General features: G+C 46.0%; 32 protein-coding genes and 2 pseudogenes. 11 read left to right on the top strand and 23 right to left on the bottom strand.

All coding sequences use genetic code 11. The features are described from left to right. Positions 1-253: 253 nt before the first annotated feature. A complete protein-coding gene (locus AC2YIT_RS20885; protein ID WP_487280454.1) occupies positions 254-1,363 on the top strand; it encodes a serine hydrolase domain-containing protein in 1,110 nt (369 codons plus the stop codon). Between the two features lie 55 nt (positions 1,364-1,418). Here AC2YIT_RS20885 and AC2YIT_RS20880 read toward each other — a convergent pair whose 3' ends face one another. Next, on the bottom strand, positions 1,419-1,736 hold the full coding sequence (locus AC2YIT_RS20880; protein ID WP_487280453.1) for a hypothetical protein: 318 nt from the start codon (positions 1,734-1,736) through the stop codon (positions 1,419-1,421). 517 nt (positions 1,737-2,253) lie between these two features. Here AC2YIT_RS20880 and AC2YIT_RS20875 point away from each other — a divergent pair. The 3 genes from AC2YIT_RS20875 (at position 2,254) to AC2YIT_RS20865 (ending at position 5,149) form a co-directional block, all read left to right on the top strand. Continuing rightward, on the top strand, positions 2,254-2,877 hold the full coding sequence (locus AC2YIT_RS20875; RefSeq protein ID WP_487280452.1) for a hypothetical protein: 624 nt from the start codon (positions 2,254-2,256) through the stop codon (positions 2,875-2,877). A gap of 56 nt (positions 2,878-2,933) precedes the next feature. Beyond that, positions 2,934-4,376, top strand: a complete 1,443-nt coding sequence (locus AC2YIT_RS20870; protein ID WP_487280451.1) for a serine hydrolase domain-containing protein — start codon at positions 2,934-2,936, stop codon at positions 4,374-4,376. Positions 4,377-4,477: 101 nt separating this feature from the next. Beyond that, positions 4,478-5,149: a hypothetical protein gene (locus AC2YIT_RS20865; RefSeq protein ID WP_487280450.1), complete on the top strand. Its 672-nt coding sequence runs from the start codon at positions 4,478-4,480 to the stop codon at positions 5,147-5,149. 95 nt (positions 5,150-5,244) lie between these two features. Here AC2YIT_RS20865 and AC2YIT_RS20860 read toward each other — a convergent pair whose 3' ends face one another. Then, positions 5,245-5,862, bottom strand: a complete 618-nt coding sequence (locus AC2YIT_RS20860) for a hypothetical protein (protein WP_487280449.1) — start codon at positions 5,860-5,862, stop codon at positions 5,245-5,247. Positions 5,863-6,001: 139 nt separating this feature from the next. Here AC2YIT_RS20860 and AC2YIT_RS20855 point away from each other — a divergent pair, with 139 nt between their 5' ends. Continuing rightward, on the top strand, positions 6,002-6,397 hold the full coding sequence (locus AC2YIT_RS20855; RefSeq protein ID WP_487280448.1) for a helix-turn-helix domain-containing protein: 396 nt from the start codon (positions 6,002-6,004) through the stop codon (positions 6,395-6,397). 63 nt (positions 6,398-6,460) lie between these two features. Here AC2YIT_RS20855 and AC2YIT_RS20850 read toward each other — a convergent pair whose 3' ends face one another. The 9 genes from AC2YIT_RS20850 to AC2YIT_RS20810 form a co-directional block, all read right to left on the bottom strand. Beyond that, a complete protein-coding gene (locus AC2YIT_RS20850) occupies positions 6,461-6,928 on the bottom strand; it encodes a hypothetical protein (RefSeq protein WP_487280447.1) in 468 nt (155 codons plus the stop codon). Between the two features lie 55 nt (positions 6,929-6,983). After that, positions 6,984-7,829 carry a relaxase/mobilization nuclease domain-containing protein gene (locus tag AC2YIT_RS20845; RefSeq protein WP_487280446.1) on the bottom strand — a complete coding sequence of 282 codons (846 nt, stop codon included), beginning with the start codon at positions 7,827-7,829 and terminating at the stop codon, positions 6,984-6,986. Then, positions 7,826-8,200: a hypothetical protein gene (locus AC2YIT_RS20840; RefSeq protein WP_487280445.1), complete on the bottom strand. Its 375-nt coding sequence runs from the start codon at positions 8,198-8,200 to the stop codon at positions 7,826-7,828. Before AC2YIT_RS20840 ends, AC2YIT_RS20845 begins: the two co-directional genes overlap by 4 nt. A 30-nt stretch (positions 8,201-8,230) precedes the next feature. After that, the gene (locus tag AC2YIT_RS20835; RefSeq protein ID WP_487280444.1) at positions 8,231-8,485 is read right to left on the bottom strand and encodes a plasmid mobilization protein; all 255 of its coding nucleotides are present in this window, start codon (positions 8,483-8,485) and stop codon (positions 8,231-8,233) included. A gap of 281 nt (positions 8,486-8,766) precedes the next feature. After that, entirely contained in the window at positions 8,767-9,297 is a 531-nt protein-coding gene (locus AC2YIT_RS20830) for a hypothetical protein (protein ID WP_487280443.1), read from the bottom strand. After that, entirely contained in the window at positions 9,290-9,988 is a 699-nt protein-coding gene (locus tag AC2YIT_RS20825) for a P-loop NTPase family protein (protein WP_487280442.1), read from the bottom strand. The genes AC2YIT_RS20830 and AC2YIT_RS20825 overlap by 8 nt, the downstream gene beginning before the upstream one ends. A gap of 3 nt (positions 9,989-9,991) precedes the next feature. Then, entirely contained in the window at positions 9,992-10,318 is a 327-nt protein-coding gene (locus AC2YIT_RS20820; RefSeq protein ID WP_487280441.1) for a hypothetical protein, read from the bottom strand. A 4-nt stretch (positions 10,319-10,322) separates the two neighbouring features. Further along, positions 10,323-10,619: a hypothetical protein gene (locus AC2YIT_RS20815; RefSeq protein ID WP_487280440.1), complete on the bottom strand. Its 297-nt coding sequence runs from the start codon at positions 10,617-10,619 to the stop codon at positions 10,323-10,325. 98 nt (positions 10,620-10,717) lie between these two features. Next, positions 10,718-11,455 carry a hypothetical protein gene (locus AC2YIT_RS20810; RefSeq protein WP_487280439.1) on the bottom strand — a complete coding sequence of 246 codons (738 nt, stop codon included), beginning with the start codon at positions 11,453-11,455 and terminating at the stop codon, positions 10,718-10,720. Between the two features lie 735 nt (positions 11,456-12,190). On the opposite strand from AC2YIT_RS20810, the pseudogene AC2YIT_RS20805 reads away from it, so the two are divergent. Both AC2YIT_RS20805 and AC2YIT_RS20800 read left to right on the top strand, forming a co-directional pair. Next, positions 12,191-12,430, top strand: a pseudogene (locus AC2YIT_RS20805) (Arm DNA-binding domain-containing protein); the annotation flags it as partial. A 3-nt stretch (positions 12,431-12,433) separates the two neighbouring features. Next, positions 12,434-13,459, top strand: a complete 1,026-nt coding sequence (locus AC2YIT_RS20800) for a site-specific integrase (RefSeq protein WP_487280543.1) — start codon at positions 12,434-12,436, stop codon at positions 13,457-13,459. Between the two features lie 212 nt (positions 13,460-13,671). Here the strand turns inward: AC2YIT_RS20800 and AC2YIT_RS20795 are convergent, their stop codons facing one another. Together AC2YIT_RS20795 and AC2YIT_RS20790 are read right to left on the bottom strand one after the other, a co-directional pair. Continuing rightward, entirely contained in the window at positions 13,672-13,992 is a 321-nt protein-coding gene (locus tag AC2YIT_RS20795; RefSeq protein ID WP_487280438.1) for a hypothetical protein, read from the bottom strand. A gap of 459 nt (positions 13,993-14,451) precedes the next feature. Beyond that, complete coding sequence (locus tag AC2YIT_RS20790) at positions 14,452-15,372, bottom strand: SDR family NAD(P)-dependent oxidoreductase (protein ID WP_487280437.1); 921 nt, start codon at positions 15,370-15,372, stop codon at positions 14,452-14,454. Between the two features lie 6 nt (positions 15,373-15,378). Between AC2YIT_RS20790 and AC2YIT_RS20785 the strand changes: the two genes are divergently transcribed. Continuing rightward, the gene (locus AC2YIT_RS20785; protein ID WP_487280436.1) at positions 15,379-15,690 is read left to right on the top strand and encodes a winged helix-turn-helix transcriptional regulator; all 312 of its coding nucleotides are present in this window, start codon (positions 15,379-15,381) and stop codon (positions 15,688-15,690) included. A gap of 461 nt (positions 15,691-16,151) precedes the next feature. Here AC2YIT_RS20785 and AC2YIT_RS20780 read toward each other — a convergent pair whose 3' ends face one another. Next, positions 16,152-16,487: a helix-turn-helix domain-containing protein gene (locus AC2YIT_RS20780; protein WP_487280435.1), complete on the bottom strand. Its 336-nt coding sequence runs from the start codon at positions 16,485-16,487 to the stop codon at positions 16,152-16,154. Between the two features lie 167 nt (positions 16,488-16,654). After that, positions 16,655-17,227 carry an antirestriction protein ArdA gene (locus AC2YIT_RS20775; RefSeq protein ID WP_487280434.1) on the bottom strand — a complete coding sequence of 191 codons (573 nt, stop codon included), beginning with the start codon at positions 17,225-17,227 and terminating at the stop codon, positions 16,655-16,657. A gap of 280 nt (positions 17,228-17,507) precedes the next feature. On the opposite strand from AC2YIT_RS20775, the gene AC2YIT_RS20770 reads away from it, so the two are divergent. Both AC2YIT_RS20770 and AC2YIT_RS20765 read left to right on the top strand, forming a co-directional pair. Next, the gene (locus AC2YIT_RS20770; RefSeq protein ID WP_487280433.1) at positions 17,508-18,617 is read left to right on the top strand and encodes a serine hydrolase domain-containing protein; all 1,110 of its coding nucleotides are present in this window, start codon (positions 17,508-17,510) and stop codon (positions 18,615-18,617) included. Positions 18,618-18,657: 40 nt separating this feature from the next. Beyond that, positions 18,658-19,215: an isochorismatase family protein gene (locus AC2YIT_RS20765; protein ID WP_487280432.1), complete on the top strand. Its 558-nt coding sequence runs from the start codon at positions 18,658-18,660 to the stop codon at positions 19,213-19,215. On the opposite strand, the gene AC2YIT_RS20760 is transcribed toward AC2YIT_RS20765, so the two are convergent. After that, positions 19,205-19,993: a phytanoyl-CoA dioxygenase family protein gene (locus tag AC2YIT_RS20760; protein ID WP_487280431.1), complete on the bottom strand. Its 789-nt coding sequence runs from the start codon at positions 19,991-19,993 to the stop codon at positions 19,205-19,207. The two genes, AC2YIT_RS20765 and AC2YIT_RS20760, sit on opposite strands and share 11 nt — an antisense overlap. Before the next feature lie 105 nt (positions 19,994-20,098). On the opposite strand from AC2YIT_RS20760, the gene AC2YIT_RS20755 reads away from it, so the two are divergent. After that, complete coding sequence (locus AC2YIT_RS20755) at positions 20,099-20,599, top strand: hypothetical protein (protein WP_430849212.1); 501 nt, start codon at positions 20,099-20,101, stop codon at positions 20,597-20,599. Between the two features lie 3 nt (positions 20,600-20,602). Here AC2YIT_RS20755 and AC2YIT_RS20750 read toward each other — a convergent pair whose 3' ends face one another. From AC2YIT_RS20750 to AC2YIT_RS20720, 7 genes and pseudogenes are all read right to left on the bottom strand, one after another. Further along, entirely contained in the window at positions 20,603-20,758 is a 156-nt protein-coding gene (locus AC2YIT_RS20750) for a Kazal-type serine protease inhibitor family protein (RefSeq protein ID WP_430849214.1), read from the bottom strand. Between the two features lie 540 nt (positions 20,759-21,298). Further along, positions 21,299-22,005: pseudogene (locus tag AC2YIT_RS20745) on the bottom strand (DUF6544 family protein). A gap of 402 nt (positions 22,006-22,407) precedes the next feature. Further along, positions 22,408-22,572: a hypothetical protein gene (locus AC2YIT_RS20740; protein WP_487280430.1), complete on the bottom strand. Its 165-nt coding sequence runs from the start codon at positions 22,570-22,572 to the stop codon at positions 22,408-22,410. Positions 22,573-22,652: 80 nt separating this feature from the next. Continuing rightward, positions 22,653-23,108, bottom strand: coding sequence for a DinB family protein (locus tag AC2YIT_RS20735; protein ID WP_487280429.1), 456 nt, complete (start codon positions 23,106-23,108; stop codon positions 22,653-22,655). A gap of 33 nt (positions 23,109-23,141) precedes the next feature. Next, on the bottom strand, positions 23,142-23,480 hold the full coding sequence (locus AC2YIT_RS20730) for a hypothetical protein (protein ID WP_430849222.1): 339 nt from the start codon (positions 23,478-23,480) through the stop codon (positions 23,142-23,144). A gap of 119 nt (positions 23,481-23,599) precedes the next feature. Then, a complete protein-coding gene (locus AC2YIT_RS20725) occupies positions 23,600-24,619 on the bottom strand; it encodes a zinc-dependent alcohol dehydrogenase family protein (protein WP_487280428.1) in 1,020 nt (339 codons plus the stop codon). A 26-nt stretch (positions 24,620-24,645) separates the two neighbouring features. Next, on the bottom strand, positions 24,646-25,662 hold the full coding sequence (locus AC2YIT_RS20720; RefSeq protein WP_487280427.1) for a hypothetical protein: 1,017 nt from the start codon (positions 25,660-25,662) through the stop codon (positions 24,646-24,648). Positions 25,663-25,664 lie beyond the last annotated feature (2 nt).

Genomic DNA, 25,664 nt, shown 5'->3' with positions numbered 1-25,664 from the left:
CCGGCGGGGCCGCCCAGGCTTTGTGCTCAGGGCAATCGCTGTCTTCCACTCAAAGAAAAAATGACGGGGCTTGTCCCGCTGGTTGCAAGCCCATACGGCGGTTTAAGGTGCGGCTGGCAGTTGTGCGACCAGCTAAAAAGCCGGATGACGAAGTGCAGGCTTTCAACCGTCATTTTTTGCTTTGTAACTTTCGTTTGCACTGATCGCATTGTTAACTTCGGCTCCCATTCAAGTATCTTTCTTTCCGCAGTCTATGAAATGTCCTTTACTGTTATTAGCATTTTACCTATTGGCTGGATTAGCTCATGCTCAGACATCCAAACTTGATTCGCTGGTTATCGGGAAATTGCAAGACCTTCGCGTTCCTGGCCTTGCCGCAGCAAAGGTTGAAAACGGCCAAGTTTCCTGGACGCGTTATTACGGCTTCCAAAACGTTGAGCAAAAAATACCGGTGTCGGATTCAACGGTTTTTCACATAGCCTCTATTTCCAAGACAGTAACGGCCGCCGCCGTTATGCAACTCGAAGCAAAGGGTTACTTCCGGCTGGATGACGACATTAACCGCTTCCTTCCATTTAGCGTTGCCAATCCATTGTTTCCAGCTACTCCCATCACGTTTAGGCAACTGCTCCGGCACCGCTCTTCGATAGCCGATAATCTGGACTATCTGCTTCCATTTTGGGAGAATGAATATCACGGTGCCCATATCCCGTTGGAAACGTTTCTTGCAGACTATCTATCAGTGGGTGGCAAGCACTATCATGCGAATAAGAATTTTGCCGGCGTCGAACCGGGTAGCAGGTTCGAATACTCGAATATTGGCTTTGCACTTTTAGGTTATCTTGTCGAACGGATTGCGAAGATGCCATTCGATCAGTACAGCAAAACGCATCTATTTGCTCCGCTCGAAATGCGTCATACCAGTTGGTCTTTAAAACAGTTTCGATCAGACCGTCTGGCAGTGCCTTATCAGTATTCCGACTCGCTCGGCCGGTATGAAAAATTGCCCCAGGGCAAATATCCGGACTATCCCGCAGGCCAGCTGCGCTGCACAATAAACAATCTGGCGAAGTTTCTCGCCTGCTGGTCAAATGACGGATCGTATGCTGGTAAGCGTGTTATTGAAGCTAGGTCAATACAACTTCTGACACCAAAGGACATGAGCCTGGGGTTTCACACCTGGTTTATGTATTTACTCAACACGGAGACACCCGCATATAGCCATAGTGGGCATGGTCCTGGCATTTCCACCTACATGCTTTACGACCCGTTTTCTAAAAAGGGGCTGATTATTCTGATGAATGGAGAGCTCTCTGATTACTTCGAATGGAGAAAATTGATCGACATGTTTTACAACTCCTGACACGTCCTTGGAGCCACCTCCAATACATAATATTGAGTGTTTTTAAGAGGTTCTCTTAGAAAATCCCTCTTGCCTCCAACACGCCGTCCCTCTTAATCTCGAAAAGTTGTTCGACATACGCGCCTTTCCAACAGTATGCTTTGCCGCCTTTAATTTCATAGAATTGTTCGGGGAAAAACCTTTTCACTTGCTCTTCCTTCATGCCCGATAAGTCGAAGGTAACGGGCTTATCAAATTTCAATTTGACGGCTACTACGTCGCCCGGGATGGGCCTTATCGAATCGATATGGATCTCCGCAACTGGCCCACCGGCCGTTCCTGGTTTTGTAAATGTCGAAGTACTGGTATTTTTCGTGATACAGCTTTCCGTCATAATATGATAAGAACAAAAGCACGTGTTTGTATTTAGAAAAAGCGGGCACACCGTAGTGATCATAAGCGACGAACCTGCAAGTGTCACCCGCAAATTTACCAAATACATTGCCCAGCACTTTGTACTCAGCTCTAAAGGCTTCGTCCATTAAAATTTGATTCTTTGAGCGTACCGGTTCAAATTTCTCTACCGCAATTCGTTCGCCGACGATGACTATCAAACTGTCTGGTTCGCGTTGTGCCTTGCAGTCAATAGAGCTCGCAAGGAGAAACATCATTATTGACAGTACAAAATAAAGATTCAATATGCGGAAATTAAAGATTACTCGAAATCCCATGTGAAAGATGACAGAATTTAGTTTACCAAGCCTTCTTCAAGACACACAATTGGCCATACATAGGCCGGAGTCAGGTAACAAAATATAAACAATTAGTTACAACACCTGTTATATTAGCGCCTCACTTTGCTCAAAACAAACAGAATGGGCAAACCGTAATTTTTCAAACTATCAGCTACTATGAAAAAATTGGTTTTTGCGATTCCCTTGTGTCTTTGCATGCTCGGTGCATTTGCCCAGTCTTCATTCCAGGGACGCATCCTCTACCAAAACAAATTCCTCTTACCCAATGGCCAGGATATCACAGAATCCGCATCCAAAATTATGGGAGCCCAGCAGGATTATTACATTAATGCAAATAACTACAAGTCGACTTCAAACGGACAGCAAGTGACCATGCAGCTTTATAATAGCCATGACAACAAGTATTATAGCATTGACGGCGATAAGACAGCCAAAAGCTTCGATGCCGGCACAGAAACAGGTAAAGTTGAGAAAATCGAAAAGCTGGATGGACCTTTCGACATTCTCGGCCGAAAATGCAAAGGACTGATTATGACTACGGGCTCAGTTAAAACAACGTATTACTATGATGAATCATTGAAGGTAGACACAAAGCCATTTTCCAAGCATAAATTTGGCAACTGGAGCGATTATCTGGAAGCATCGTCAGGTGCCTTGCCACTGGCCTTTGTAATCGAAAATCCACAGTATACCTGGAAGTCGGAGGCGATTAAAATCGAGGAAATGAAGCTTGAAGATTCTTTCTTTTCGCTACCTGCCGACGTGAAGCTAAAAAACTAGCCCAAGCGGCTCCGCGAGTTGTTAATCGCTACTTAACTACCTAGTTCAGAAAGACGATGTTCAGGAAATTCCTCTATACCTTAAGCTGGATTCTCGCCCTGTCAATCTGTGTTTGGGGTGCGGCAGTCGCACAGACCAAACAGCAACAGCTAACAACCCTGTTTGATACGCTGTCAAATCGGCAAAACTTTAACGGGTGCGTGCTGATTAGCGATCAGGGGCAATTGCTGCTTCAATCCGCTTATGGCATTGGCCGCGCAGGAACCGAGCGTCGCTTAACAAACGAATCCCGTTTTGAGATCGGATCAATCACGAAGGCTTTTACGGCTGTCGCGATCATGCAGCTTAAAGAGAAAGGTCTGATTCGATACGATGACAGCTTAACCCAGTTTTTACCCGAATTGCCATTTCCCGGCGTAGCCATCAAACACTTACTGTCCAACACATCCGGCATCGAGGAATTTTTAAGCTGGACGGAAAGCGAAATCGATATATCCGTCATACAGTCCAATAGTTCGATCATTCGGACATTATTCGAAAGAAAAACAAAGCCAGCCTTTGAGCCAGGGCAAGGTGTCCAGTATTGCAATACCAATTATTTGCTGCTGGCCTCGATCGTTGAGATTGTTACGAAAATGCCGTTTGAAGAATATCTGTCCCAGAACATCTTCAAGCCCTGCGGAATGCAAAATACAAGTGTCAATGCGAGACACAAGAGACCATTGCCCTCGGATTACACTTACGACTATTCCTGGGATGGTAGCCAGAACCGTTTGGTTCGGACAGACAGCTTGAAGCGCTATACCCATTATATGTCCGGCATCAAAGGTGCCTACGGGATTTTAACTACTACCAACGATTTATTCCAGTGGCTGCAGGCCCTTTCGGATCATAGATTGATCAGCAAAGCCACCTTTAATGAGGCTACGAGTCCATTTTACATAAAAGGTGGGACCACGGCAGCTGAAATAGACCCCGGAATTCCGTATGCAGCCGGATGGTCAATTATTCCCGGGGATGCAGGGGCAACTAGTATGTATTCCTCTGGAAAGTACGGAGGATACACTTCGTTGGTCGTTAGGAGTTCTTCCAGCAAACGTACGGTCATTTTGCTCTCAAACTCCAATGAAACAACCGACATAATGGGTGTCATGAATAGCATTGACGAGATTCTGGAAACTGGAAAACTTTCGTTCCCGCAGTTGCCTCGACCAAAACGTGGGGTCATTTTACCTGAAAAACACCTCAGGAGCTATTCAGGTAAGTATCTGGCGACCAAGGGGGACTTAGACGAATTACATATTGTATTCTCCAACCATTATTTGCACGGTAGGTTTAGCAACTCTTTTGAGCAGAACCTGTTCCCAGAATCCGAAAATGTCCTTTTCGCAAACGGTATCGGGGCTAAACTGATTTTTAAAAAGGCAACAGACGGGAAAATCCTAGGATTTACCCTAACCGAGAGGGGCATGGAGCGATACTTTGAAAAGGCTCAATAGCACTCGCGGAAGTTGTCTGATGCCTGACTATCGAATTTTCGCGACATGCATCACGGTCAGGGAAATTCTTATATTGCAAAAATTTGCCCTTACTGCCATCTATGACATACTTACCCACTCTCCTTCTTCTCCTCGTCGTTATCGGTTGTAAAAAAACAGAGATAGAGCAGCCTCCTGAATTTCCATCGACGCTCTACTTAAATCGCATCAGTATAAAATCGAAAATCCGGTTGTATAGTGATAAAAAGGAGATAACAGATAAGGCTGTAATAGACAGATTCTTAAAAAACAATGGCGGTTTTACATTAAGAGATTCCTCATTTGTCAGCGATGAACACATAAAATTCTTTTCCCCGGACTCCGCTGAAATACCGAACTCCTTTAACTCGCTGCTCATCACAAAAAATGGTAAACAGTTCATATTCAGGTCGACAAACAAGCTGATTGTCACAAAAGAAGCTATTCAATCCAGCTACAACATGTCAAAATACAGGAGCGAATTTGAACCCGTTTGGGACAGCAAATTCAGCGGCTACAATATGCTAGTGGGCTACGGAAACTATTCCGAGTTGAATTTATCCGTGTTTGAGTACCGGCGTGTATCGTGGAATACATTCTCTGACCCAGACAATTACTACCTGTATCCGCAATTATATAGAGGCTCCGCATCCGGTACCAGGTTTAACGAATTCGATGAATCTTATGTGAATTCAATTAGGAAAGCGGACACCCTGGCCATTCGTGAATACTTCTATTCATTTAAAAAAAGGTAATTGCCGGTTTCCACTTGTGTTGGGTTCTTACAATTTTCGCCTACGACGCAACAAATAGCTTTGTCTAATATATAACATTCTTATACAATATCAAGTTACGTCGCATTGACGGCCCGGCGAGTGGTTATCAAATACGTGGCCTCAAGTAGACTTTCAAGCAATTCATACTGAAATACCTGTGCGCTTTCTCCTGTTGCTTCACAAATACTCATCTTGCTTAGCCCGTATTCTACCCATTCGTCCAAAATCTCGTTCCATTCTTCCAGGCTGTGAGCATCAAAAAATCGACTAAGTGCAAGAATGGGACGCTCTGCCTCCAACAGAGTCAATCTCCTGATTGTCCCGGCGTACTTTGTTGTTAGCTCTTTAATCTCCCTCATATATTTACGATCGCTCGCTATCTGCTCTTCGCTGAATGGCTGAAATCTGTCAAACGAAACGTCTTCTCCGAGTGTCTGTGCAACGTCAAGAATCATCCTGCTTGCGAGAATAATTTTCGTCAACTGTTTTTGCAGCGTAACAACGGTAGATGGCTCGCCACGAAACGAAAATGGTTTCTCACAAGTTACGGCTTTAAGCCATTGCCATAAATCTACACGGAAGTAGTCCAAATCGCCAGGCTGAAAGAACACCGAAATCTCTTGAAATGCCTCCGCAACTTTATCCTTGCCGGTTTGCGATGGCTTGTTTGAATTGAATGCTAAGTTTTCCATGATTCGGTTTTTTCACGCAAGGAGCCACGCAGGCCTGACGTAGCGAACCATGGAAGATTGTATCCTACTATTCACGACTTGTATAATACTTCCTGACTTGGTGTTGACCTTGGTTGTGATATTTACTTAATTTGTAACCATGAGCACAGCAACGAAACCTAGCCACCTTGGGCATAAAATCGGCAGAATCCGTGAACTTCGTGGACTGAAGCAGGAAACCCTTGCGCATGAATTGAAAGTCAGCCAGCAAACCGTCTCGAAAATCGAGCAGAGCGAAACAATTGATGAACTAATGCTCGAGCAAATCGCAAGTATTCTCGGGGTTTCCGTTGACGGGATCAAAAATTTCAGTGAAGAGGCGGTGTTCAATATCATCTCTAATACTTTCAATAATACCAGTAGTGACAGTTCCACGCTTATAGCCAGCTCATTAAACTATCAACCGACTTTCAACACTATCGAAAAGATCGTCGAATTGTATGAGCGTTTGCTTCAAAGTGAGCGAGAAAAAATAGAACTTCTAAAAAACAAGTAATAGAAAAAAGCCGCAGGATTGCGGCTTTTTTCGTTTTGAGATTATCTTTTGATAATTCGAATTCTACGGCGTCTGTACGCGGGGCTTCCTACCACGAGGTTTCCCTGTGTATTCCGGTTTCGGAGCCTCAGCTTCAATCGTCAGCTCAAACCCCTTCGTGGTCTGATCAAAATCAAATGTCGAGATTTTGAAAATCAGCTTTTCACTTTCGAAGTTGACGTTACCTTTTTTCAAAATTATGGCCAATGGAATTACATGACCTCGGCCGCTTTTTTCGAATGAGAAAGTTTGATCGGAACTTGCAGATGGGACCAGATATACGGATTTGATTTTTCGCTTCCCTTCCTGAGTGCCTATTTTGAATTTGGTGGACTCTGGATCAATTCCTAGATCACGTAGTGCAGTTGCCGGAAAAACAAGTTTGCCTGAATTAGAAATGTAACCCGTTGGGAGCGGCGCTTCTTTGCGGGTCTCCTTGGTTTTTGCTACGTTTTCCTCTGGGGAAAAGAATTTGATTGCTTTAAGCTTCATGGGTGCAATTGGTTATTTTTGGCTAAAATAAGTCATTCTCCCTAGAAACTGGCATTTAAATGCCAAGGCCCTGCTTTTTCTGTCTTTTTTGCACCTGATGCAACTGCTCTTTAATCTCGATTCCGATGTTTTGAGCCAGCCGTTTTTCAATGGAGGCTAGCGAATAGCTCCGTCCCAAGTCGGAGCCCTTAATCTTGATATTTTTCCGCATATGATAGAATGCGATTCCTCTTCCAACATAAGTCTTATACCCCTGGGTTAACAATTTCGCTTTGAGCTCATCGATCGATGCTGCCGTATTTAAAGGCTGGTCAACGGATGATTTCAGTTTCAGATGCTGCTTGTTGGTCTGGACATTTTCAAGCTCTAGCCGCTTATTGATCCTCATTTCCGGAGCCTGGATTAATTCAAGCCTTTGTTCCATTCTGCGGCAGAATTCGCCGGTTCTGGCGTAGTTGTGAAAGTGCTTTGAAGTGTTTTGGCCATTGAAATTAATTCGATTTGCGACGATATGAAAGTGCACATTCGACGTATCTTCATGCTTGAAAACCAGCATCTGATTCTGTTCAAACCCAAACTCCTTGGCGAACTCGTTGGAGATCTCAGTGATTGTTTCGTTGCCGGGCTTTTCGCCTGGCGCGAAGCTAAATGACTGGTGCCACATGAACTTTTTCAGGTTCGTATTTTGCATATGATTACTGTTAAACTGGTTGATCAAATAGTCCAGGTCCAACTTCCCGTCGGCCTGCATTTTTATGCCCAGGTTCTGGATATAAACCAATTCCCCTCGTACATCCTGCTCATCCAGGCTTTGCCGCATCTTTGCAGAGACGTGTTTGTCGTAGTAGCAATATTCAATTAACCCTTTGGCGTAGCTGCCGAGTGTCGCCTTTCCAATCATAACCTCATCTTTTTCAGGGTTGCATTTACAGCTTTTTCAATCTCAGCGTGAACGGAGGCTGCATCGGTTTGGCTCCATGTCCAGAAAGGTGTTAGTTCTGCAAGAGTCTGTGAATAGTAGGCCTCATATTTTTGCTGCAAATCACCGATCAGTCGACTGGTCGCACTGCATCTCAGCAGTAGCTGATGTTTGCCTTCGGTTTCAGGTAGCATTTGAGAAAGATAAGAGCTGAGCTCATTTGACCAATTCAGCAGTTCTTCGAATGCTTTCTTCATGCTACGGATCTCAAAGCTTTCAAACACCCAAAGCGTGATAAGATCGGCGAGCAGCCGAACCCGCAGGCTACTGTGCTGCCACTGGTCTGTAAGCATTTGGTGTCCCTTGGTTTTTAGAACTGCGAGTTATAAAACGCCGGAAAGTTGTTGAAGCACCCTGACCATCTCGGCAGTTGCCTTGGGCAGCGCCCTTTTCTGCGGCCTTTTAAAAGGCACATCAAGCGCCAGGGCTAAGAAATATTGACTGGCGGAAAGCCCGCTTTTTTCAATGAGCTCATTAATCTGTCTTTTCTGATCAGCACTTACCCAGACTGAAAAGTGTTCCCGTTTGGCAGTACCTTTTTCCTTAGGCGGTCTGCCTTTTTGTTTCTGATTTTCCATGTGTCTTTTTTGATTAGCTATGAGCCGGAAGGCGAATAGCAGGGGTCCAGGGGTTTTCCCATGGCCAGCTCCCGCCGGGGAGTCGCATTTCGCGACGTACCGGCGATAGCTGGCTGTGGAGGAAACCACCGCGCAGGATCTTTCCTGACCGCTTCTGGCTCAATTTTTCCGTTAAATGATTTTTATGGATTATTTTTTGACTCTTTGGAGCACTTTCTGACTCTTAATACCCTTTAAAGACTCCTTTAGAGCACATTAAGACCTTTCTTTACCGTTTTGGATCAATTTTTCCTCTGCAAAGGCACTTTGACCAATTTTCGTCGCGAGTCGAATTCGTAGCTCTTGCCGAATACATATTTGCCGCGTTTCGATGGCGAGAGAATAAGATACTCGATGCCACCTGACGTTTCCGTCTCACCTTCGCGGATCAAAGCCACATAGTCCGGTGCATTTTTGTACGCCGAAACGAAATCCTCTATCCGCTGGTAATCTACATACGTACTCATGTATACGTAATACAAGATGCCGAGAACAAGTGCAGTAATGGAATACGGCAATCCCTTGCCTAAACCGTGGATGAATGCTTCCAGGATGGAATTGAATTGTATCATCTTCACGGATTCTTTGATCTTGCCACTCAGCTTTTTGTTCTCATCCAATACTGCCCGGAGCTGGCTATCCATGTTTTGAAACTGGGCCTGGTTATCTAGCAAGATGATTGCCGACCAGTCGTCCATTTCAATTTCGTACCTGGCCAGGTATTCCGCTTTGATCCTGGCCAGGGTTTGTCTACTGGTCGACTCGCTAGACATCGGCAAAGTTGATTTGAAGTTCTCTTTGAAGCCTCAATCTCGGACCAATCGTGTAGGTGTCGAGGGCAAGGCCTTTACGGATGCCTGTCAGGATTTCTGCGCCGAGAAATGATTCAGGTTCAAAATCTCCGAACCTGCGGAACACGAGCCCTGAGTTCTTACAGTTTTCCCTAAGCTCCTGGGTTAGATGTGGAAATTTACGGAAGGTGGCCATGCTCTGCCAGACGAGGATTTCAAAGTCGGTTTTAACTAGATCAAACATCCTCAGCAAATAATCGATGGATGGATTGTAAGCACCTCCGCCGCCTATGACGATATGAAACGTGATTTCAAAACCCAGTCCTTCGGCAAATGCTTTGAGAGGTATGTCGTACTCGATGAGCGCTGGAAGCTGCTCGCTTTCAGGAGCACCAAAATCGAAATAGGCGTCTTCGAAATCTTCTTTTGCGATGCTTTGCAAATAAGCCAGTAAATTATCACGGATCAAAAGCCCTTTCTCGTCTAACAGGTTCGCAACATCGGATTGATCCTGATGGACAAATTTAAGCTGACGTGTACTGGTCTGCGTTGAAGCGTCAACGTCGATAAACAGGCACTTGGTGTCTTGATAATGTTTGAGGGCAAACAGGTACATCAGAATGGATTTACCTACGCCTCCTTTGGCTTGCACTATAAAATTCAAGTTTTTCATCGGTCAATATTTTTTAGATGGTTTAACATATGGCTCGGGCTCAGAGCGGGGAAATTTCATTGCCGCTTTGGGTTGAGCCTCAGCTTCGGGCATTTCACTTTTTTGAACTGGCATTTGCGGGTCTCCCCACCTTTTCATTTTAGCGCGGATGTATTTGATGTCATACAGCGAAACCGCTTGCATTGAAAGCTTTTCATTAATCACGTCCACAAGGAACCTAGCTGACATCCTGGACATAAACAGATCGCGATAGAGCTCAAAAAGCATGCGCTTGCGCTTAGGGTCTTTCCGCTCACAGAGCCTGAGAACCAACTCCTTGGTTATCTCCATAGTGTCAATGGTTAAGCTTGGGATCTTTTTGAGACTTTATCCTGTGGTGCCAGTGCCGGATGACTGCCTCAGAAAAATATAGCTTTCCTGCCTGGCGGATAAATGGCAGATTTCCCTTCGCGCAATGGTAGTAAAGCTTTTTTGCAGAGACTGTTTTTAACATCCGCTTTGCTTCATGTACATCGACTAGATGATCAGAGCTGACCGCAGGATCCGAGCGGATAGTAACAGGAGCTACGTCCTGTATGGTGGAGGTCGCGTTTGGATTGTGGCTACGCAAATCCGGAGTTTTCATTTTCATTTTGCCTTTCTGTTTGATAAAACATGCTGGCAAAATTGAGAGTGGCATCGGAGAAACTCCTTCCCATCGTTCGTTATGGAAAGAAAAGAATCAAGATTTTACAAGTTGAGGACAACTAGTCTTGCCTCTTCAATGTATTTATATCGTACATGCCCTTCGACAGAATTAAATTGACCTAACTCTTCAGCTTGGAAAGCTTTTACGAACGAGCTTTGCTCGAAATCATGCACAAGCCAGGAATTGAAAAGGGTGGCGACCTGTGGGGCATCAAGAGTCTTTTCGATGTGCCCCTTTTCCAATAGGGCGTAATAAAGCGCAGCGATATACAGCCGTCCGCCTTTCGATTGCTTGAAATATCGGAAGGTATCGGTGCCATCTACTGGTACTATCCATTGGTGCCTAACCAAAATTTCCTTAAGGCGGTCAAATTTATTCCGTTTCTCAGATGCATCCGTTCCCGCAAAATGCTCGTAAAACAGTCCGTGTATCTGGATGCGTGTTACACTTTTTGCTCCTCCTTTTGGGCTTATCGAATGCTGTAAAGATGTGAGTTCGCGCTTCCAGCTATCCAAGTCTATCGAACTATCAATCTCGTCCTTCGACGGTAAGCTGTGTAGCCAATCTGATATTTGAACAAGTGCCTCATGCACCGCTTCTGGCGATGCGTAGTCCTTTCTCGACAAAAGTCGTTCAAAGATGGCCCGGTTATGCCTGAGAGCAAACGCTGTACGGTACTTGACCTTCCGAATTCTTAGGCGTTTAGCTCTTCCGAGCCACCAGTAAAACTGTTCACGCTCAGAATAACCTCTCTCATGCGAATCAAGGAAGTCTGTCATGTTGTTTGGCCTGACGGAAAATGAATAATTGTTGTGATATAGAATTAACAGACGGTTCAAACACGTAAAATCACTTTCATAGAAAACCCCGGAAAATTCCTCTATAAGATACTTAAAAAAGGGGTATCGGAAATTGGAGTGAAGATTCATAACTAAGCATTTGAAAGGCATAAGGAGTGAATATAATAACCATCGGTTACTATTCATAACTTTCGAATGATTCACTTGACAGCTCAAATCGCTACAGTGTGGGCATACGACTGACGGATTGAAGAGAGTCTGCGCTGGCAGAAGTAATTAACTATAGATATATTGCTTCCGATTGTAAACCCGATATCAGGAAATTATTTAATGAATCAAATAGGAGATTTTTTGAGGAAGCCTTGGTGGCTGACCAGGGAAGTGTTCCCGAAGATCAGAGATCAGCGTGCCAGCCTGGAATCTGCCAACCAAGAGCATGTGCTTTCCTTTGGGTTTCCTTAGTTTCCGATCATTTCCTATCACGGAGCTGAACTCATTCTTTCTGATATGGAATGGTCTTTTGATTGGAAAATACGGCGCCGCTGACCATCCCGTTCCGTGGCAGATTGACCACCGGCCATAATTCGCGGACTTTCGGTCAACTCGCTGTTGAAGATAGAGATAGAGTGGTCAATTCGGACCGAAATGACCTAGTCAGCCGAAAACGAAATTAGATGGTCAGCTTCGCCGTAATTTCCACTCTTCTGGCTATTCAAAGCCAAAGCAACCAAAGACGGTAAAGCGCCGATTTATGTCCGTGTTACGATCGATGGCCTCGATGACGAAATCTCCCTCGGAAAAAAAGTGCACCCCGACGACTGGTGCAACCAAACCAAAAAGGTCACTGCCCCAGGCATGGAAGCCAAACTGATCAACATTGCTATCGATCAGGCGCGCACTTCGCTCACTTCCCAATTCATGGTGCTGCAATCGCAGTTTGAGTGCATTACGCCCACTATGCTTAAAAACGTCTTCAAGGGCAAACCGGTCGAAGACAAAGACGATGCCCCAAAGCAAGGTTCGAAGAAGCAGCAAACCCTGCTTCAAGCATTCGACGAACACATTGAAAAATTTGAATTGATGGTCCAGCGAGGCATGCGTTCCGACAACACACTGCGGCACTGGCGAAAACTTAAAAGGCATGTTACTGCTTTTATCAAGTTTCAGTACAGGACATCGGATTTAAATTTTTCAGAATTATCCGGTCTGTTTGCAGAAGAACTGTACGAATATCTGACACTTCACAAGCCGAAGCCGCTCGCGGAGGTATCTGCCCGTAAGGATGTAAAATGGACCAGGCAGATCGTAAAAATCGGTGTCAAGAAGGATTTCATAACACGCAACCCGATGGAAGGTTTTAAATGCTCGGGCGGTGATGTCGAGGTAATCCCGCTGGAGTTTGAACAGGTGGAGCGAATCCACCGAAAGAAATTGCATGTTGAAAGACTGGCTGAGGTGCGCGACGCTTTCATTTTTCAATGCTTTACCGGTTTTGCCTACCAGGACATCTACGGGCTTACTAGGGATAGCATAACACTTGTCGGTCCGAAGAGGGAAAGGTGGCTGGTTCGGAAACGAGGAAAAACACAGGTCGGCGAAATGGTACCGATTCTGCCGATTGTAGAAGAATTGATTGAGAAGTACAAGGACCATCCATACTGCGTAGCCCACGATAAACTCATTCCAGTCAACAGTAATTTCAGGTATAATACCTATCTGAAGGAGCTAGCGGATCTCTGTGATATTCGGGATATCACGGGAAGTATCAGGAAGCTAGACACTCATGACGCCAGACATTTCTTCGCCGATATGATGCTGAATAATGGCGTGCCTTTGGAAGATGTAAGCAAAATGCTTGGCCACAAAAACATCAGAACCACAATGCGTTATTGCCGGGTGAGAAAATCGCGCATCAGCGAAAATGTTGGACTAGTAAGGGAGAGGCTATTTACCAAAGCTGGCAAGCTCAGGCAGGCTTCCTAGATCTCAATAAGGCCATTTACCCCGGTCGCCGAGATAAGATAAAAGGCGGCCGGGCGATGGCAGATGAGTATCAAATGCGAATCTCTGCAACTCTCCTGGCCATTTTCTTATTGTATTTCAGAGCGATATTACCGCACCGAGGCGTATTTGGCATGGTCTAAAATGCGGTCGCCGAAGACCGACCGGTTTGGGTCGGTGTTTCGCAAAAGGGGTTAAGCAGAATATCTCCCCTTCAAGAATTTTACTAGATCTCTTTCAAGCTTGGTCAGCGAAGAATAAGCAACTGCACTTACCAAACCAGTCAAAACTGCGTCCAATGAGCTTAACAATAAATTGGGTGGCATTGCATGCACAGTAATCTGATTTCCACTTTTTGAAATTTGTGCTCCCACTAGTACTGATTTTTCGACAATGATAGTTTTGCTTTCGCCAACACCGAAAAAGCTATAAGAATACTTGGAAGAAAATTCTTGCCGCAGGGCCAGAATGAGTTCTTCGGTGGATGGATCTTGCTCTATTTTGAAAACTTTCATAACTGTCTTTGTAAATGTCAATGAAGAATATTGTAAGATAGGAAAGTTGTAGGCTTTTTCAAAGTCGTTGTATCATCGACTCTTATTTAAAATAATGTTTCTGTTCCTTTTGAACTTTTCCGTCTCGGTCGACTCGGTACCATCGCTCTCTGGAAAGTCAAATTTCAACACAAGATGCATAGGAGAAACAACGATGCGTTACTCTCGAGTGAGGAAGTCGAGGATTACCGTGAATGTGGCGAAAGTCCGTTTAAAACTGTTCTCAAAATCTTGTCGTCTTCAAATTGCCGAATAAAAGGCAAAACGAGGGTGTCTCATTTCCAAAAATGAGACACCCTCGTTTTATGGTATAAGCATTGCTTGAGGTCATTTTGAAATCTGGCAGGTAAGCTTGTCCATTATTAACTGTAACAGCTTCAAAGTAGGTTCCCGTAGCTGCTCGTTAGATTAGTATCCGTCTTAGCGCATTCCTCCCGAAACGGCTAATTTTTCACCAGTGATCCAGCGCGCATTATCTGAAGCCAGAAAAGCAACTGCTGGGGCTATCTCATTGGGTTTGCCGAACCTACCCATCGGTATAGCGGCAATCATGCTCTTCTCGATGGCGCTACCTGCCAGGCCCAGCGTCTTTGACCCTTCGGTATCAGTTGGACCCGGTGCCACCGTATTGACGCGGATGTGTCGATTCACCAGTTCCCTTGATAAAGAAACGGTTAAGGCGTTCAAGGCAGCCTTCGATGACGTATAAATGCTCGTGTATGGCCCTGGATTCTGTCCGCCTACTGAACTGATATTGATAACGCTACCTCCTGTTGGGGGAAAATACTTCAAAGACTCCTGGATCGTCAGCACGGGACCTAATACGTTGACCCGGTACTGTTCCAGAAAATCCTCCTCCGTAACAGCTTCAATAGGGCCGAATCGGGCGATGCCAGCGTTATTCACCAGCACATCCAGCTTGCCAAACCGATCCTTTACCTGTTTTAACAAATCAATAATATCGGCATGCCGGGCCATATCGGCCTGAAGGGCAATGGCCTGTCCGCCTGTCTCCCGGATGGCGGTAACCACGCCTTCCGCATCACTTGCCGCCGAATGATAGGTAACAATGACGGTCGCGCCACAGGCGGCAAGTTCCTTTGCGATGGCAGCACCAATACCTTTTGAGCTGCCTGTAACGATGACAATCTTCTGTGTCAAATCTATTTTCATTATATCTTTTTTTGACAAAGCTAAATGAACGAACTTTACCCTGGGAATGAGTTTCCCTTTAGAAAGTAGTTTCCTTTGAGAAACTAAGTTGCGCCAAGACAGATGAAAAAGAAAGTATTTATTGATCAAAAGCCCCTGCACTGTCCAAGTCAGCTCAGGGCTATCCATGATACGATGGATATTTTAAGCGGCAAATGGAAAATCACTATCATTGGCTGCCTTGCCTTCGGCGACAAACGGTTCATGGACTTAATGCGGGAAATAAAAGGGATTGGCTCCAAAATGCTGTCCAAGGAGTTACATGAGCTGGAGACCAACGGTTTGATCAGTCGCACGGTGCAGCCAACCAAACCGGTCACCGTAGAATACGCGCTTACCGCTTACGGTGAGACCCTAAGGCCTATCCTGTGGGAAATGGCTGATTGGGGGCAACATCACAGGGTAAAAGTAAAAGCAATATTCAACGGAGAAATTGACAATGGCTAGAACATAGCTGACCAGGTTGCGACAAACCGGTGCCATACTCGCGGGGATCGGTACGCGACACCTTAAATTCACCATCAGATAGAAATCCGAGCCTAAATCAGGTTGACAATGGCTTACCAGTACATCTGTTATCGGTTTATGATTTTTCTTACTTATTCGTTACAAACCACGTAACGATTTGAGGGTACAAATCCGCGATTACCAGGCCCTTGCTCCGATTCTTATACAACCTAATAAGAAATTGATCAAACTCGACAAACTTTACAAACCCTCTAACCTCGACTTGGTGCTTTTCCATTTTGGCAATCAGTTTAGCCTGCTCAAGAGGTGGGGCATAATCGATATAGCGTAGACTTACCAGAGCCCAATTCATGTATTCATCAAAACAAGCACGCGCATTATTGTAGCCACTCGCGGCGGGAGAGCCTTTCCTAATCCAGGTAGATAAATTCGCAAATGCCTCATTGATTTTGCTTTGATATTCCTGTTTTTGGCCTTCTGGACCGATAAAATTGTGATTCAATTTTGAACTTCTCAAACATTTTTTCAATGTCAGCCCTGTCATAATAAATCACACCACCGATCCGCATGAAGCTTAATTGGCGGCTTACACGCATGGCGTGCAGCTTGCCTGGCGATTTGAGCCATTGTTTGGAATGTTGAGAGCCTGCACCTGCCAGCAGCCATCTCATTTCTGAGAGCATTTGCTCTTTAAATTTTTCAAGATCCGCCAAAGTGACTAATTGATGCGTGAACAACGCCGAACGCTCCTCTGATTGCTTGCCCTTCTTTTCCATTGCTGTCTGCTTTACGTTAACAATCAAAAACATCGATTGACATGTGCAGTCGATGTTTTTGATCGAAAAATAATAGTCAGCATTTGGTACTTGCTTCGTCTCTTTCCCAGTGGAACAAAAAGAATAAAGTGCAGTTCGATGCGGGCGCATGGAACTGCACTTTGCCGTCAGTAGTCTGTGAAAATATGACCTTCGTATTCGCTATATTCTTCTAAAAACAAGTCTTTGGAGAAGGCTTCGTAGTCGAAGTAACGTTCAAGAGCCTGAGGCACAGCTGACAACAAACCTGTGTCTTCGACATATTGGTAGGTGTATTCAAGTGCGGCGTCCTTTCCTGAATCGCCAAAGTATCCCTGGTAGCTTTCACGGAAACTTTCGATTTGGTCTTCCAGCTCGTAGCCATTAGATGGCCAATAATTGATCTGCTTACAGTAAATTTCGAACGCTTCAGCAGTCTCATCGTCCATTTCGCCGCTGGCCTCAAAGTAGGCGAACGCTTCTTTGTGAAGGCTGCATTCTGATATCAAAAAATCCGGAATGTTCTCCCAGTCCTGGAACATCAGTTCTGGGCGGCAGCCGCTGCTATCGAATTCATTCCGATGAAACTCGTGGCAGTCTTGCAGGAATTCATTTAGATCTGAGTAGTCTGATAGGTCAAACCATTTACCGAATAGCGATCCATTGTTGTACTGACCATAGGTTCCCACGTAGATTCTTGAAGCATTTTCGAAGTTTTTCATAATTGAAAGGCATTAAGTAGCTATGGCCCGGCGGGGCCGCCCAGGCTTTGTGCTCAGGGCAATCGCTGCCTTCTACTCAAAGAAAAAATGACGGGGCTTGTCCCCCTCGTTGCAAGCCCATACGGCGGTTTAAGGTGCGGCTGGCAGTTGTGCGACCAGCTAAAAAGCCGGATGACGAAGTGCAGGCTTGCAACCGTCATTTTTTGCTTTGTAACTTTCGTTTGCACTGATCCCATTGTTAACTTCGGCTCCCATTCAAGTATCGTTCTTTCCGCGTTTTATGAAATGTCCATTACTGTTTGTTGCATTTTACCTATTCGCTGGATTAGCTTATGCTCAGACATCAAACGTTGATTCGCTGGTTATCGGGAAGTTGAAAGAGCTGCACGTTCCGGGCCTTGCCGCGGCAAAGGTTGAAAACGGACAAGTTTCCTGGACGCGCTATTACGGCTTCCAGGATATGGAGCGAAAAATACCGGTATCGGACTCAACGATTTTTCACATCGCCTCTATTTCCAAAACAGTAACGGCTGCGGCCATTATGCAATTCGAAGCGAAGGGTTACTTCAAGCTGGATGATGACATAAACCGCTTCCTTCCATTCCGGGTTGCGAATCCACTGTTTGCAGCTACTCCTATCACGTTCAGACAACTGCTACGGCACCGCTCGTCGATAACCGATAATATGGAATATCTGCTCCCATTTTGGGAGAATGAATATCAGGGTGCCGATATCCCATTGGGGACGTTTCTTGCAGACTATCTATCTGTCGGGGGCAAACATTATCACCCGAATAAGAATTTTACAGACGCCGAACCGGGTAGCAGGTTCGAATACTCCAATATTGGCTTTGCATTGCTAGGTTATCTTGTCGAGCGAATTGCGAAGACCCCATTCGACCAGTATTGCAAAACGCATCTGTTCACCCCACTGAAAATGCAAAATACCTATTGGTTCTTAGAGCCATTTCAATCAGACCTGCTGGCAGTACCTTACGAGTATTCAGACTCACTTGGCCAGTATCAAAAACTACCCCAGGGTAAATATCCGGACTATCCCGCAGGCCAGCTACGCTGCACGCTAAACGATCTGGCGAAGTTTCTTGCCTGCTGGTCAAACGACGGAGCGTATGCTGGTAAGCGTGTTATTGAAGCTAGCTCCGTACAACTTCTGACGCCAAAGGACATGAGCCTGGGCTTCCACACCTGGTTTATGTATTTGCTCAACACGGAGACACCCACGTATAGCCATAGCGGGCATGGTCCTGGTATCTCCACCTACATGCTATATGACCCATTTTCAAAAAAAGGGCTGATTATTTTGATGAACGGGGAGCTTTCCGATTACTTCGAATGGAGAAAATTGATTGATTTACTCTGGAAGTCCTAAACATTCCCAGGCAAGTAACTTTACTTAAAAAACAGTTCAGATGATCAACAGAAAAGCACTCCTAATAATTGACATGCAAAAAGGCTCCTTTACAGAAGGCACCCCTCGTCACAACACTGAAGGAGTCGTGCAAATAATCAATTTGCTTGCAGCGGTGTTTCGCGAGAAATCTTGGCCCGTGTTATTTATTCAGCATGATGGTAGCACAATGAACGAGTTTGTTCCCCTTACTGCGGAGTGGGAATTGCTGGATGATCTACAAATTGATGCCAATGATATCCGCATTGACAAATATGCCAATGATGTATTCTATCGCTCCGAACTCCAAAAGAAACTGGACCTGCTAGCTGTTAACGAATTAGTTATCACAGGCTGCGCCACAGATTTCTGTGTAGAATCCACGATTCAGTCGGCAGTTTCAAGGGATTACAACGTAACCGTCATCGAAGACGGTCACACTACCGGTAACAGACCGAACCTGAAAGCCCATCAGGTGATTGACCACTACAACTGGGTATGGAAGAACATGATCCCCACAAAGGGAAAAATTGAAGTTTTACCCCATCATTTATTTCTTCAAAAGATTCTCAACGACTGATTCCGTTCCCTTCCAAATCAATTTCATTTGGAAGGATACCGGCGAATTCAGACCAGCAGAGCCCCTCGGGCAATGATTTTCTGCCAAATTCTATATGTATCACGCGGCGGCGATGGTTAGAAGTTGTGCGGCTGGAAGCATGAAGCAATAAAGGCTTCATCAGCATGATCCCACCGCACCTGACATCGCAGATAACCTCACGCTCAGTAGACCAGTCAATGTCCTCGGCGCGGTATACCCCTTTGCCATGGGATCCTGGCACCACCCGGAGGGCCCCGTTTGTGTGATCGGTATCATCCAGGTGAACCCGGATCGTAAAATTATCTTCCAGGATTTCCAGTGGCGGCTGAACCGCAAATTGCCCCTGTTTGACAGTCCATGGCCCAAAGCCGGGATAATCACCTCTTTTGTCGACCGAGATCGTAAGGTCCTGGTGATAAGGCACAAACCAGTTCGACTTTTCTGGCTTATCAAAATAGATAGATTTAATAATAAAGTAATCGTTTCCGAAAAGCCGGTTAATCAAATGGCTAAGCCGCTGATTCATAACCTGAAGTTGAATCTGCGGAATTTCTTTTACAAACTGCCTGATAGCGAACAGGTCGCCGTTCTGACGAAATGTATCACTGCTGGCATCCGCATTGGCAATGGTTTGCAGCAACATTTCAATTTCGTCACCAGTAAAAATCTCATTGATTATAAAAAAGCCATCGCTGGCGAACTGGCTTTGAACGTCGTCATAATTGATCACAGGTACTTGCGGGTAGATTTGAAGCAAGTAAGTGAAAATGATTAATGTTTGCGCTCAATATCTGAGGCCAATAAATGAATGTTGGATTTATATTAAATTTTCTTTTATATTGTCGACATAATCTGTTTTGCTATGAAGTACTTCTCTTTTCTTTTTGTCGTTTTTTTAATCAGCGCGTGTCGGCAGGAACAAATGCCTGTTCAACGGGAGCCGAACTTCAACATCATACTTTCATCCACAGATGATTACGGAGATAGCGTCAATCTGAAAGAGGGTTCTGTTGGTTATCCGCGCCGAATGGATGTCGGTTTCGTTGACATTAGTCTTACTGAACAGGAATGGCAACAGATTTTCCAAATTGTCCCCTGGAACTCGATAAAAGACCTACCCAACTATTATGAGCCGCACGGGCAACATCTTTTTGACGCCGGGACTTATGATAAAATCACATTTATTAATGGTAAGCTCAGGAAGACAGTAATGCTGAAGTCGTGGGATAAATTTTCGGACAATCCCGAACTGGTGGAACAAATACGTGACTGTGTAGGCCTTGTTCATCAAACAGTCCGACCCAAAACCGATATACCACCTTTGAAAAAATTTGAATGCGGAGTCGGATTTGAAGCTCGCTAGCTGCTACAAGCATTTACCATCGGCACAGGAGGTAATTCCATTACTTTCCGCTTCACAACTATTCCCGTATGTTTTTCCGTCAAACCCGCAAACTGACCCGTAAATATCCGGGCAGTTAAGCGGCTCCGGTGCATCTTCCTTACAGTTAAGGCAGGCCAAGCATCGGTATTGGCAGTAGGAATGGCGCGCATAAAAATTTTCGAACTATCATAGCCTGATGATTTTACCTGGGACGAATCGAGGATATGGTGATCCAGTTTCCATATTTTTTTTAGCCATCGCTCTCATCTTTTTGGAACCTCAACCAAACTGCTTGATTACCTGACATGTAAGACTCGGGAGCATTCGATCGATACTTAATTGAATCGACCGTGACAAACATCCGTGCTATTGAAGGAAATGTTAGGCGATTAGATACGCACGATGCCCGGCATTTCTTCGCAAACATGATGCTTAACATTGGCATTCCTCTGGAAGATGCCAGCAAATGTTAGGCCACCGAAGTATCAGAACAACGACGCGCTACTGCCGAGTGAGAAAGTCGAGGATTAACGCGAACGTTGCACCAGTGAAAAACAAGCTATTTACCAGGGCGGGTAAACTTCCGCAAGCCTCTTGACTGTCAGGAGTGGTTTGTGCGCTCGGGACCATCGCCCGACCGCACAGCCAGAATACGGCAGCATGGTTTTGGCCGGTCGCTCAAATCGAGGTGTTGTAATCGATTTCTTTGATCGTGAACCGTGCATAGGGGTAATAGCGGCCATTAATCTGCCAGCCCGCTTCCAGAACGGTCGGAATGCGTACGCCATCATGCAGCTCATAGTTGCTCAAACGGTTTACCCATTTTTGCCTTGGCCCCTCCCCCATACTCCGCATAGCGCTCATCTCAACGATTTCATGCCGGGAATTAAAAATAACCATATAGTTGATCGATATGCCAAGGTAATTATATTCCAGTCTGGCAGAATGCGCACCGATCGGAAACCACTTCAAGTTCTGTGAAGGAAGTAAATTGGTCGGAAAGCAAACGCTTTCTCCCAGCCACCGCATTAATTCGCCACAGTTGTATTTCTCACCATAGCTGTCCTGTATCTTAAAAAGAGAAAACAAAGAAACTACCAGCCTTCCCTTGCCATTGATAAACATATCCCGTCGGTAAACATGGCAGTCTTTCCTTTCCAGACGAAGCCGGGGCGCTTTGCAGAGAAGTACTCATCGCCAGAGATCGTCATCCAACCCTTTTTCAAATCCGACTTGAATAACCCGCTATGCGTTAGATGAACGCGGCTGACGTAACACTGTCCCGGTGAAAGCACATGCCGAAAGTATAGCTGGACCGGTTCGGGCAAACCTTTCAGTTGTTGATAGCTAAATTTCTGAGCAGAAATATCTACCGAGTTGGCCATCAATCCTGCTACTTCGCCGCTGAATCGAAGATACAGGTTCAGACTACCGGCAAAAAAAGTCACAAACAACAAAGTAGCCGTCCATAGTGCCCATTTCATGAGCGCCGAAAGCTGTTTCGAGCCATTGCTTTGTGCGCCTTTGACCTTTAGCGGTGACCTGGTGGTTTCCATATCGGCTCAATGTTTGAAACGTTCAGCACCGGTTTTAACTCTGGTCATAAATGCGTGAAAATCATCCGACGGCTTTGGCATCGGCTTCTTTGGACCAGTAATTAAAGGGCCCAAAAACCGGTCAGTCATTTTTTGTATGGATGTGAGAATAGCGTTCATAATATCATTTTGGTTGAGATTGCAGACTATGTAAGTTCATACCGGTAATGCATATACGACGCATGTAAGACCTCAATATCGCTCATATTCGAAAAGCAGCGTTTCCGATAGCACCGCAGGAAGGTCAAGAAATTGCTTTACAAATGTGTTGCGTCTTTCAGGTAACCCTTCCGGGTTGTACTGTACTCGTATGACGGCTATGCCGGTTGCCAGTAACAAGCAGTAAAGTGTTTTCATATTTGCTCAGATTTTAATGGTCCGACTTCTGGCTTGGTTCTCTACTTTATTACGTAATGGGTATAAAGCGCCCCAACTAACTAAGGCGCGTATTTGAGAATAAGAGCCATCTGCCCCCCATGATGGGCCGTGTGGGAAATTATCCCTCCCAGTGCCTCAGCTAATGTCATACTGCCCACATTTGTTACTGCAATCCGGTCCCAATCCTGATCCGCGTGGCCTGCAATGAGCGTTTCGAGTAATTTCCCGGATTGTTCGACATAAGCCAACAGCTCATCCAGCTTTGTCCATTCTCCTGTGTCCCGCTGGGCTATCAGTGTCGAAGGGTGTACTTCGATTGGCTCACCAAACGTATTCTTGGCAAACATCAATTCGACTTCCGCTATATGCCGGATCAGAAAGCCGACGCTATTTTGCGTTTCGGACAGCCTTTTTTTCAGGTCCCGCTCGGTAATACCACCGAGCTGATCTGAGAATCTTTTGCGCGCACGCCGCCATAATGAAAGCAGCATCTGGGTCGTTGTTGATTGTTTCATTGTCGCTTTTATGATCAACTGCCATCGGTTTTGTTAATCCCGAAAAATAACCGGGGCATTTTTAGAGAATAGCAAGAAAAACACTACCAAAAGAACCAATCCGTTGATTACAGTACCGAAGCGGGCCTGGCTCCATTCTGACACGATAACTGCCTGCGAAGCAATCACCGACACCAGCGCTACCGCAATCCAAAGCTTCTCGCTAAAAAGAAAGAGGATCGAAGTCATGCAAAAGAGGATCGCGCAGCCCACCCAGAAAGCTCCGGGCGCATTATAGATCTCCATCCTATCGCTCGTCGCCGGAGCGAAAAATCCTGCCAGGTGAATCAAACCATGCAGCATCAGCAGGGCGAAAAACAGGTAACGTGCCATGTTTTCTTCTATTGGTTACCCGACAAAAATTGCGCTTAATGCGGTGAAAAATCATGACCATAGTCACCCTAAAAACAATTGGTTATCAATCACATGCAATCCTATTTCGTCACATCCGATCAATCCATATATAAAACGGCTGCTCCATGGATTTTCCCCTCACGCAAGGCCCGTAAAGCCAGGTCAGCCTCAGCCAGCGGGAAAAGCTCGGTCCGTGTTTGAACCGGGGAAATACAGATTTGCTCAAAAAAGTCGTGGCCATCGGCAACAGTCAGGTTTGCCACCGACCTTACCACCCTTTCCTGCCATAACAGCTTGTATGGAAAAGAAGGGATGTCGCTCATATGAATCCCCCCGCAAACGACAGTCGCTCCTTTGCCCGTATCAGAAAGCGCTTTAGGCACAAGCTCTCCTTCCGGTGCGAACAAAATCGCTCCGTCGAGCTGACCGGGCGGTTTCTGTGAGGAATCCCCGGCCCATACCGCGCCCAGCTCGATGGCTAGTTGCTGAGCCGCAATATCCCCTTTCCGTGTGAAGGCATAGATTTGCTTTTGATGCGCCACCGCAATCTGGATTAAAATATGGGCCGCTGCCCCAAATCCGTATATACCAATTTGGGTACAATCGCCGGAAAGCATCCTGTATGACCGGTAGCCGATCAGACCGGCACACAACAGCGGCGCGGCCCATGGATGCTGGTAAGCCGGTGGGATTGGAAAACAGTACCGCTCATAAGCGACAAGGTATTCGGCATACCCTCCATCTGTGGTGTAACCGGTAAACAATGCACGTTCGCACAAATTTTCTTTCCCATCCCGGCAGTACTGGCATTTGCCACAGGTGTAGGCCAGCCAGGGCACTCCGACAACGTCTCCTTGCCTTAGAGCGCTTACGTCCCGGCCAACCGCGATAACCTTGCCAACCACCTCATGGCCGGGGATCAAAGGGTATTTCCCCTCTTTCAAATCGCCATCCAGGATATGAAGATCGGTCCTGCAAATCCCGCAGGCCATTACTTTGATCAGAACCTGCCCTGAATCAGGTTTTGGAACAGGAACCTGCATCTGGGTCAACACAGCACCGGGCGCTGGCAGCACCATCGCGCGCATGGTATCTGGAATATCCTCTGTTTTTTTCATCGGTAAATTGCTTTTGAAGAACATCCTTACTTTTCGGCGATCAGATCAATGTAGGATTCCATCAGATCCAGGTATTTCCGGCATTTGGCCAGCGCGACTTGCCTCGCACTTCCATTTGCGGATGACTGAGCGGCGATAGCGAATACCTTTGCCCTGATATTCGCTCTCAGGCACTTGTAGTAGATGAAAACGAGAGAGTCCTCTGGAACCTGAAAACATGGAAAATAATCGCAGTAGGTCGATAAAAAGATCTCCGAAAAGGCCTGTTTGCAGTAAGACTCCATGTCCATGCAAAGAAATGCGAGTTCGTCGATAACGTCGATCTGTCTGAATGTGTCGTTGTATTCCAGGCAATCGAACAGTACCGGCTTTTTGTATAAAAATATATTGCCACAATGAAGGTCGCCGTGAACGTCCCTGCGATAGCCCAGCCCAACCCTTTCATTGATCCGGCCGCCGTAGCGGGAAAGGCATGCGGCACTAAAAGACCTGGCTCGTTCAATCAAATCGCCGTAGCGTTGTCCGAGCTGCTCGCTGGCAAAGCTTGTCACTCCCCCAAGATCATCAAAGGTCCGGGCCAATTCAGCCAGATCAAGAGGCTTCGCGATAGTCTGGGAGCGGCTGTGCATGAAAGCGATTTCCTGGGCCAGGGCTACAATGTGCCCGGCACTAACTTTTTCCACATTAAGCATGGCGTCCATTTTTTTGGTCGCCGCCAGCCGCCGCATCACTACCGCGTAGTCCACGATCCGGCCCTTGGCCCCGCCTATGGAGAACTGCCCGTTGTGCTCTCTGACGGGCAGCACCTGCTGATAAATAGGCGAAAAGCGGCTGTTAAGCCTCAGTTCTTTCCGGCAAGCCTGTCTGCGCTGGCTGACCCGGGAGAAATCCAGGAACGAGAGCCTGACCGGCTTTTTGATTTTAAAAGCGCATCCGGCGCCCAGTAAAATCCACGAAATATGGGTCTCTTCCAACGATGCATGCAGCGGCGCGCCGTTGAAATCACCCCTGCTGGCCAAACTTTCGATTTCAGACCGGTCCATCT

Source organism: Dyadobacter sp. SRI_021 (assembly GCF_057586235.1).
Note: the sequence above shows the minus strand (reverse complement) of the source record. Positions and strands in the feature narration are given on the sequence as shown.

Coding starts and splice junctions, on each gene's coding strand:
- AC2YIT_RS20855 (WP_487280448.1), top strand. CDS start 6,002: ATGAGCACAGCAACGAAACCTAGCCACCTTGGGCATAAAATCGGCAGA.
- AC2YIT_RS20730 (WP_430849222.1), bottom strand. CDS start 23,480: ATGGCACGTTACCTGTTTTTCGCCCTGCTGATGCTGCATGGTTTGATT.
- AC2YIT_RS20840 (WP_487280445.1), bottom strand. CDS start 8,200: ATGCTTACAGACCAGTGGCAGCACAGTAGCCTGCGGGTTCGGCTGCTC.
- AC2YIT_RS20795 (WP_487280438.1), bottom strand. CDS start 13,992: ATGAAAGTTTTCAAAATAGAGCAAGATCCATCCACCGAAGAACTCATT.
- AC2YIT_RS20720 (WP_487280427.1), bottom strand. CDS start 25,662: ATGGACCGGTCTGAAATCGAAAGTTTGGCCAGCAGGGGTGATTTCAAC.
- AC2YIT_RS20735 (WP_487280429.1), bottom strand. CDS start 23,108: ATGAAACAATCAACAACGACCCAGATGCTGCTTTCATTATGGCGGCGT.
- AC2YIT_RS20845 (WP_487280446.1), bottom strand. CDS start 7,829: ATGATTGGAAAGGCGACACTCGGCAGCTACGCCAAAGGGTTAATTGAA.
- AC2YIT_RS20800 (WP_487280543.1), top strand. CDS start 12,434: ATGCTTAAAAACGTCTTCAAGGGCAAACCGGTCGAAGACAAAGACGAT.
- AC2YIT_RS20780 (WP_487280435.1), bottom strand. CDS start 16,487: ATGGAAAAGAAGGGCAAGCAATCAGAGGAGCGTTCGGCGTTGTTCACG.
- AC2YIT_RS20885 (WP_487280454.1), top strand. CDS start 254: ATGAAATGTCCTTTACTGTTATTAGCATTTTACCTATTGGCTGGATTA.
- AC2YIT_RS20880 (WP_487280453.1), bottom strand. CDS start 1,736: ATGACGGAAAGCTGTATCACGAAAAATACCAGTACTTCGACATTTACA.
- AC2YIT_RS20765 (WP_487280432.1), top strand. CDS start 18,658: ATGATCAACAGAAAAGCACTCCTAATAATTGACATGCAAAAAGGCTCC.
- AC2YIT_RS20740 (WP_487280430.1), bottom strand. CDS start 22,572: ATGAAAACACTTTACTGCTTGTTACTGGCAACCGGCATAGCCGTCATA.
- AC2YIT_RS20835 (WP_487280444.1), bottom strand. CDS start 8,485: ATGGAAAATCAGAAACAAAAAGGCAGACCGCCTAAGGAAAAAGGTACT.
- AC2YIT_RS20820 (WP_487280441.1), bottom strand. CDS start 10,318: ATGGAGATAACCAAGGAGTTGGTTCTCAGGCTCTGTGAGCGGAAAGAC.
- AC2YIT_RS20825 (WP_487280442.1), bottom strand. CDS start 9,988: ATGAAAAACTTGAATTTTATAGTGCAAGCCAAAGGAGGCGTAGGTAAA.
- AC2YIT_RS20810 (WP_487280439.1), bottom strand. CDS start 11,455: ATGACAGACTTCCTTGATTCGCATGAGAGAGGTTATTCTGAGCGTGAA.
- AC2YIT_RS20770 (WP_487280433.1), top strand. CDS start 17,508: ATGAAATGTCCATTACTGTTTGTTGCATTTTACCTATTCGCTGGATTA.
- AC2YIT_RS20830 (WP_487280443.1), bottom strand. CDS start 9,297: ATGTCTAGCGAGTCGACCAGTAGACAAACCCTGGCCAGGATCAAAGCG.
- AC2YIT_RS20725 (WP_487280428.1), bottom strand. CDS start 24,619: ATGAAAAAAACAGAGGATATTCCAGATACCATGCGCGCGATGGTGCTG.
- AC2YIT_RS20870 (WP_487280451.1), top strand. CDS start 2,934: ATGTTCAGGAAATTCCTCTATACCTTAAGCTGGATTCTCGCCCTGTCA.
- AC2YIT_RS20790 (WP_487280437.1), bottom strand. CDS start 15,372: ATGGATAGCCCTGAGCTGACTTGGACAGTGCAGGGGCTTTTGATCAAT.
- AC2YIT_RS20775 (WP_487280434.1), bottom strand. CDS start 17,227: ATGAAAAACTTCGAAAATGCTTCAAGAATCTACGTGGGAACCTATGGT.
- AC2YIT_RS20815 (WP_487280440.1), bottom strand. CDS start 10,619: ATGAAAATGAAAACTCCGGATTTGCGTAGCCACAATCCAAACGCGACC.
- AC2YIT_RS20865 (WP_487280450.1), top strand. CDS start 4,478: ATGACATACTTACCCACTCTCCTTCTTCTCCTCGTCGTTATCGGTTGT.
- AC2YIT_RS20850 (WP_487280447.1), bottom strand. CDS start 6,928: ATGAAGCTTAAAGCAATCAAATTCTTTTCCCCAGAGGAAAACGTAGCA.
- AC2YIT_RS20875 (WP_487280452.1), top strand. CDS start 2,254: ATGAAAAAATTGGTTTTTGCGATTCCCTTGTGTCTTTGCATGCTCGGT.
- AC2YIT_RS20755 (WP_430849212.1), top strand. CDS start 20,099: ATGAAGTACTTCTCTTTTCTTTTTGTCGTTTTTTTAATCAGCGCGTGT.
- AC2YIT_RS20785 (WP_487280436.1), top strand. CDS start 15,379: ATGGATATTTTAAGCGGCAAATGGAAAATCACTATCATTGGCTGCCTT.
- AC2YIT_RS20860 (WP_487280449.1), bottom strand. CDS start 5,862: ATGGAAAACTTAGCATTCAATTCAAACAAGCCATCGCAAACCGGCAAG.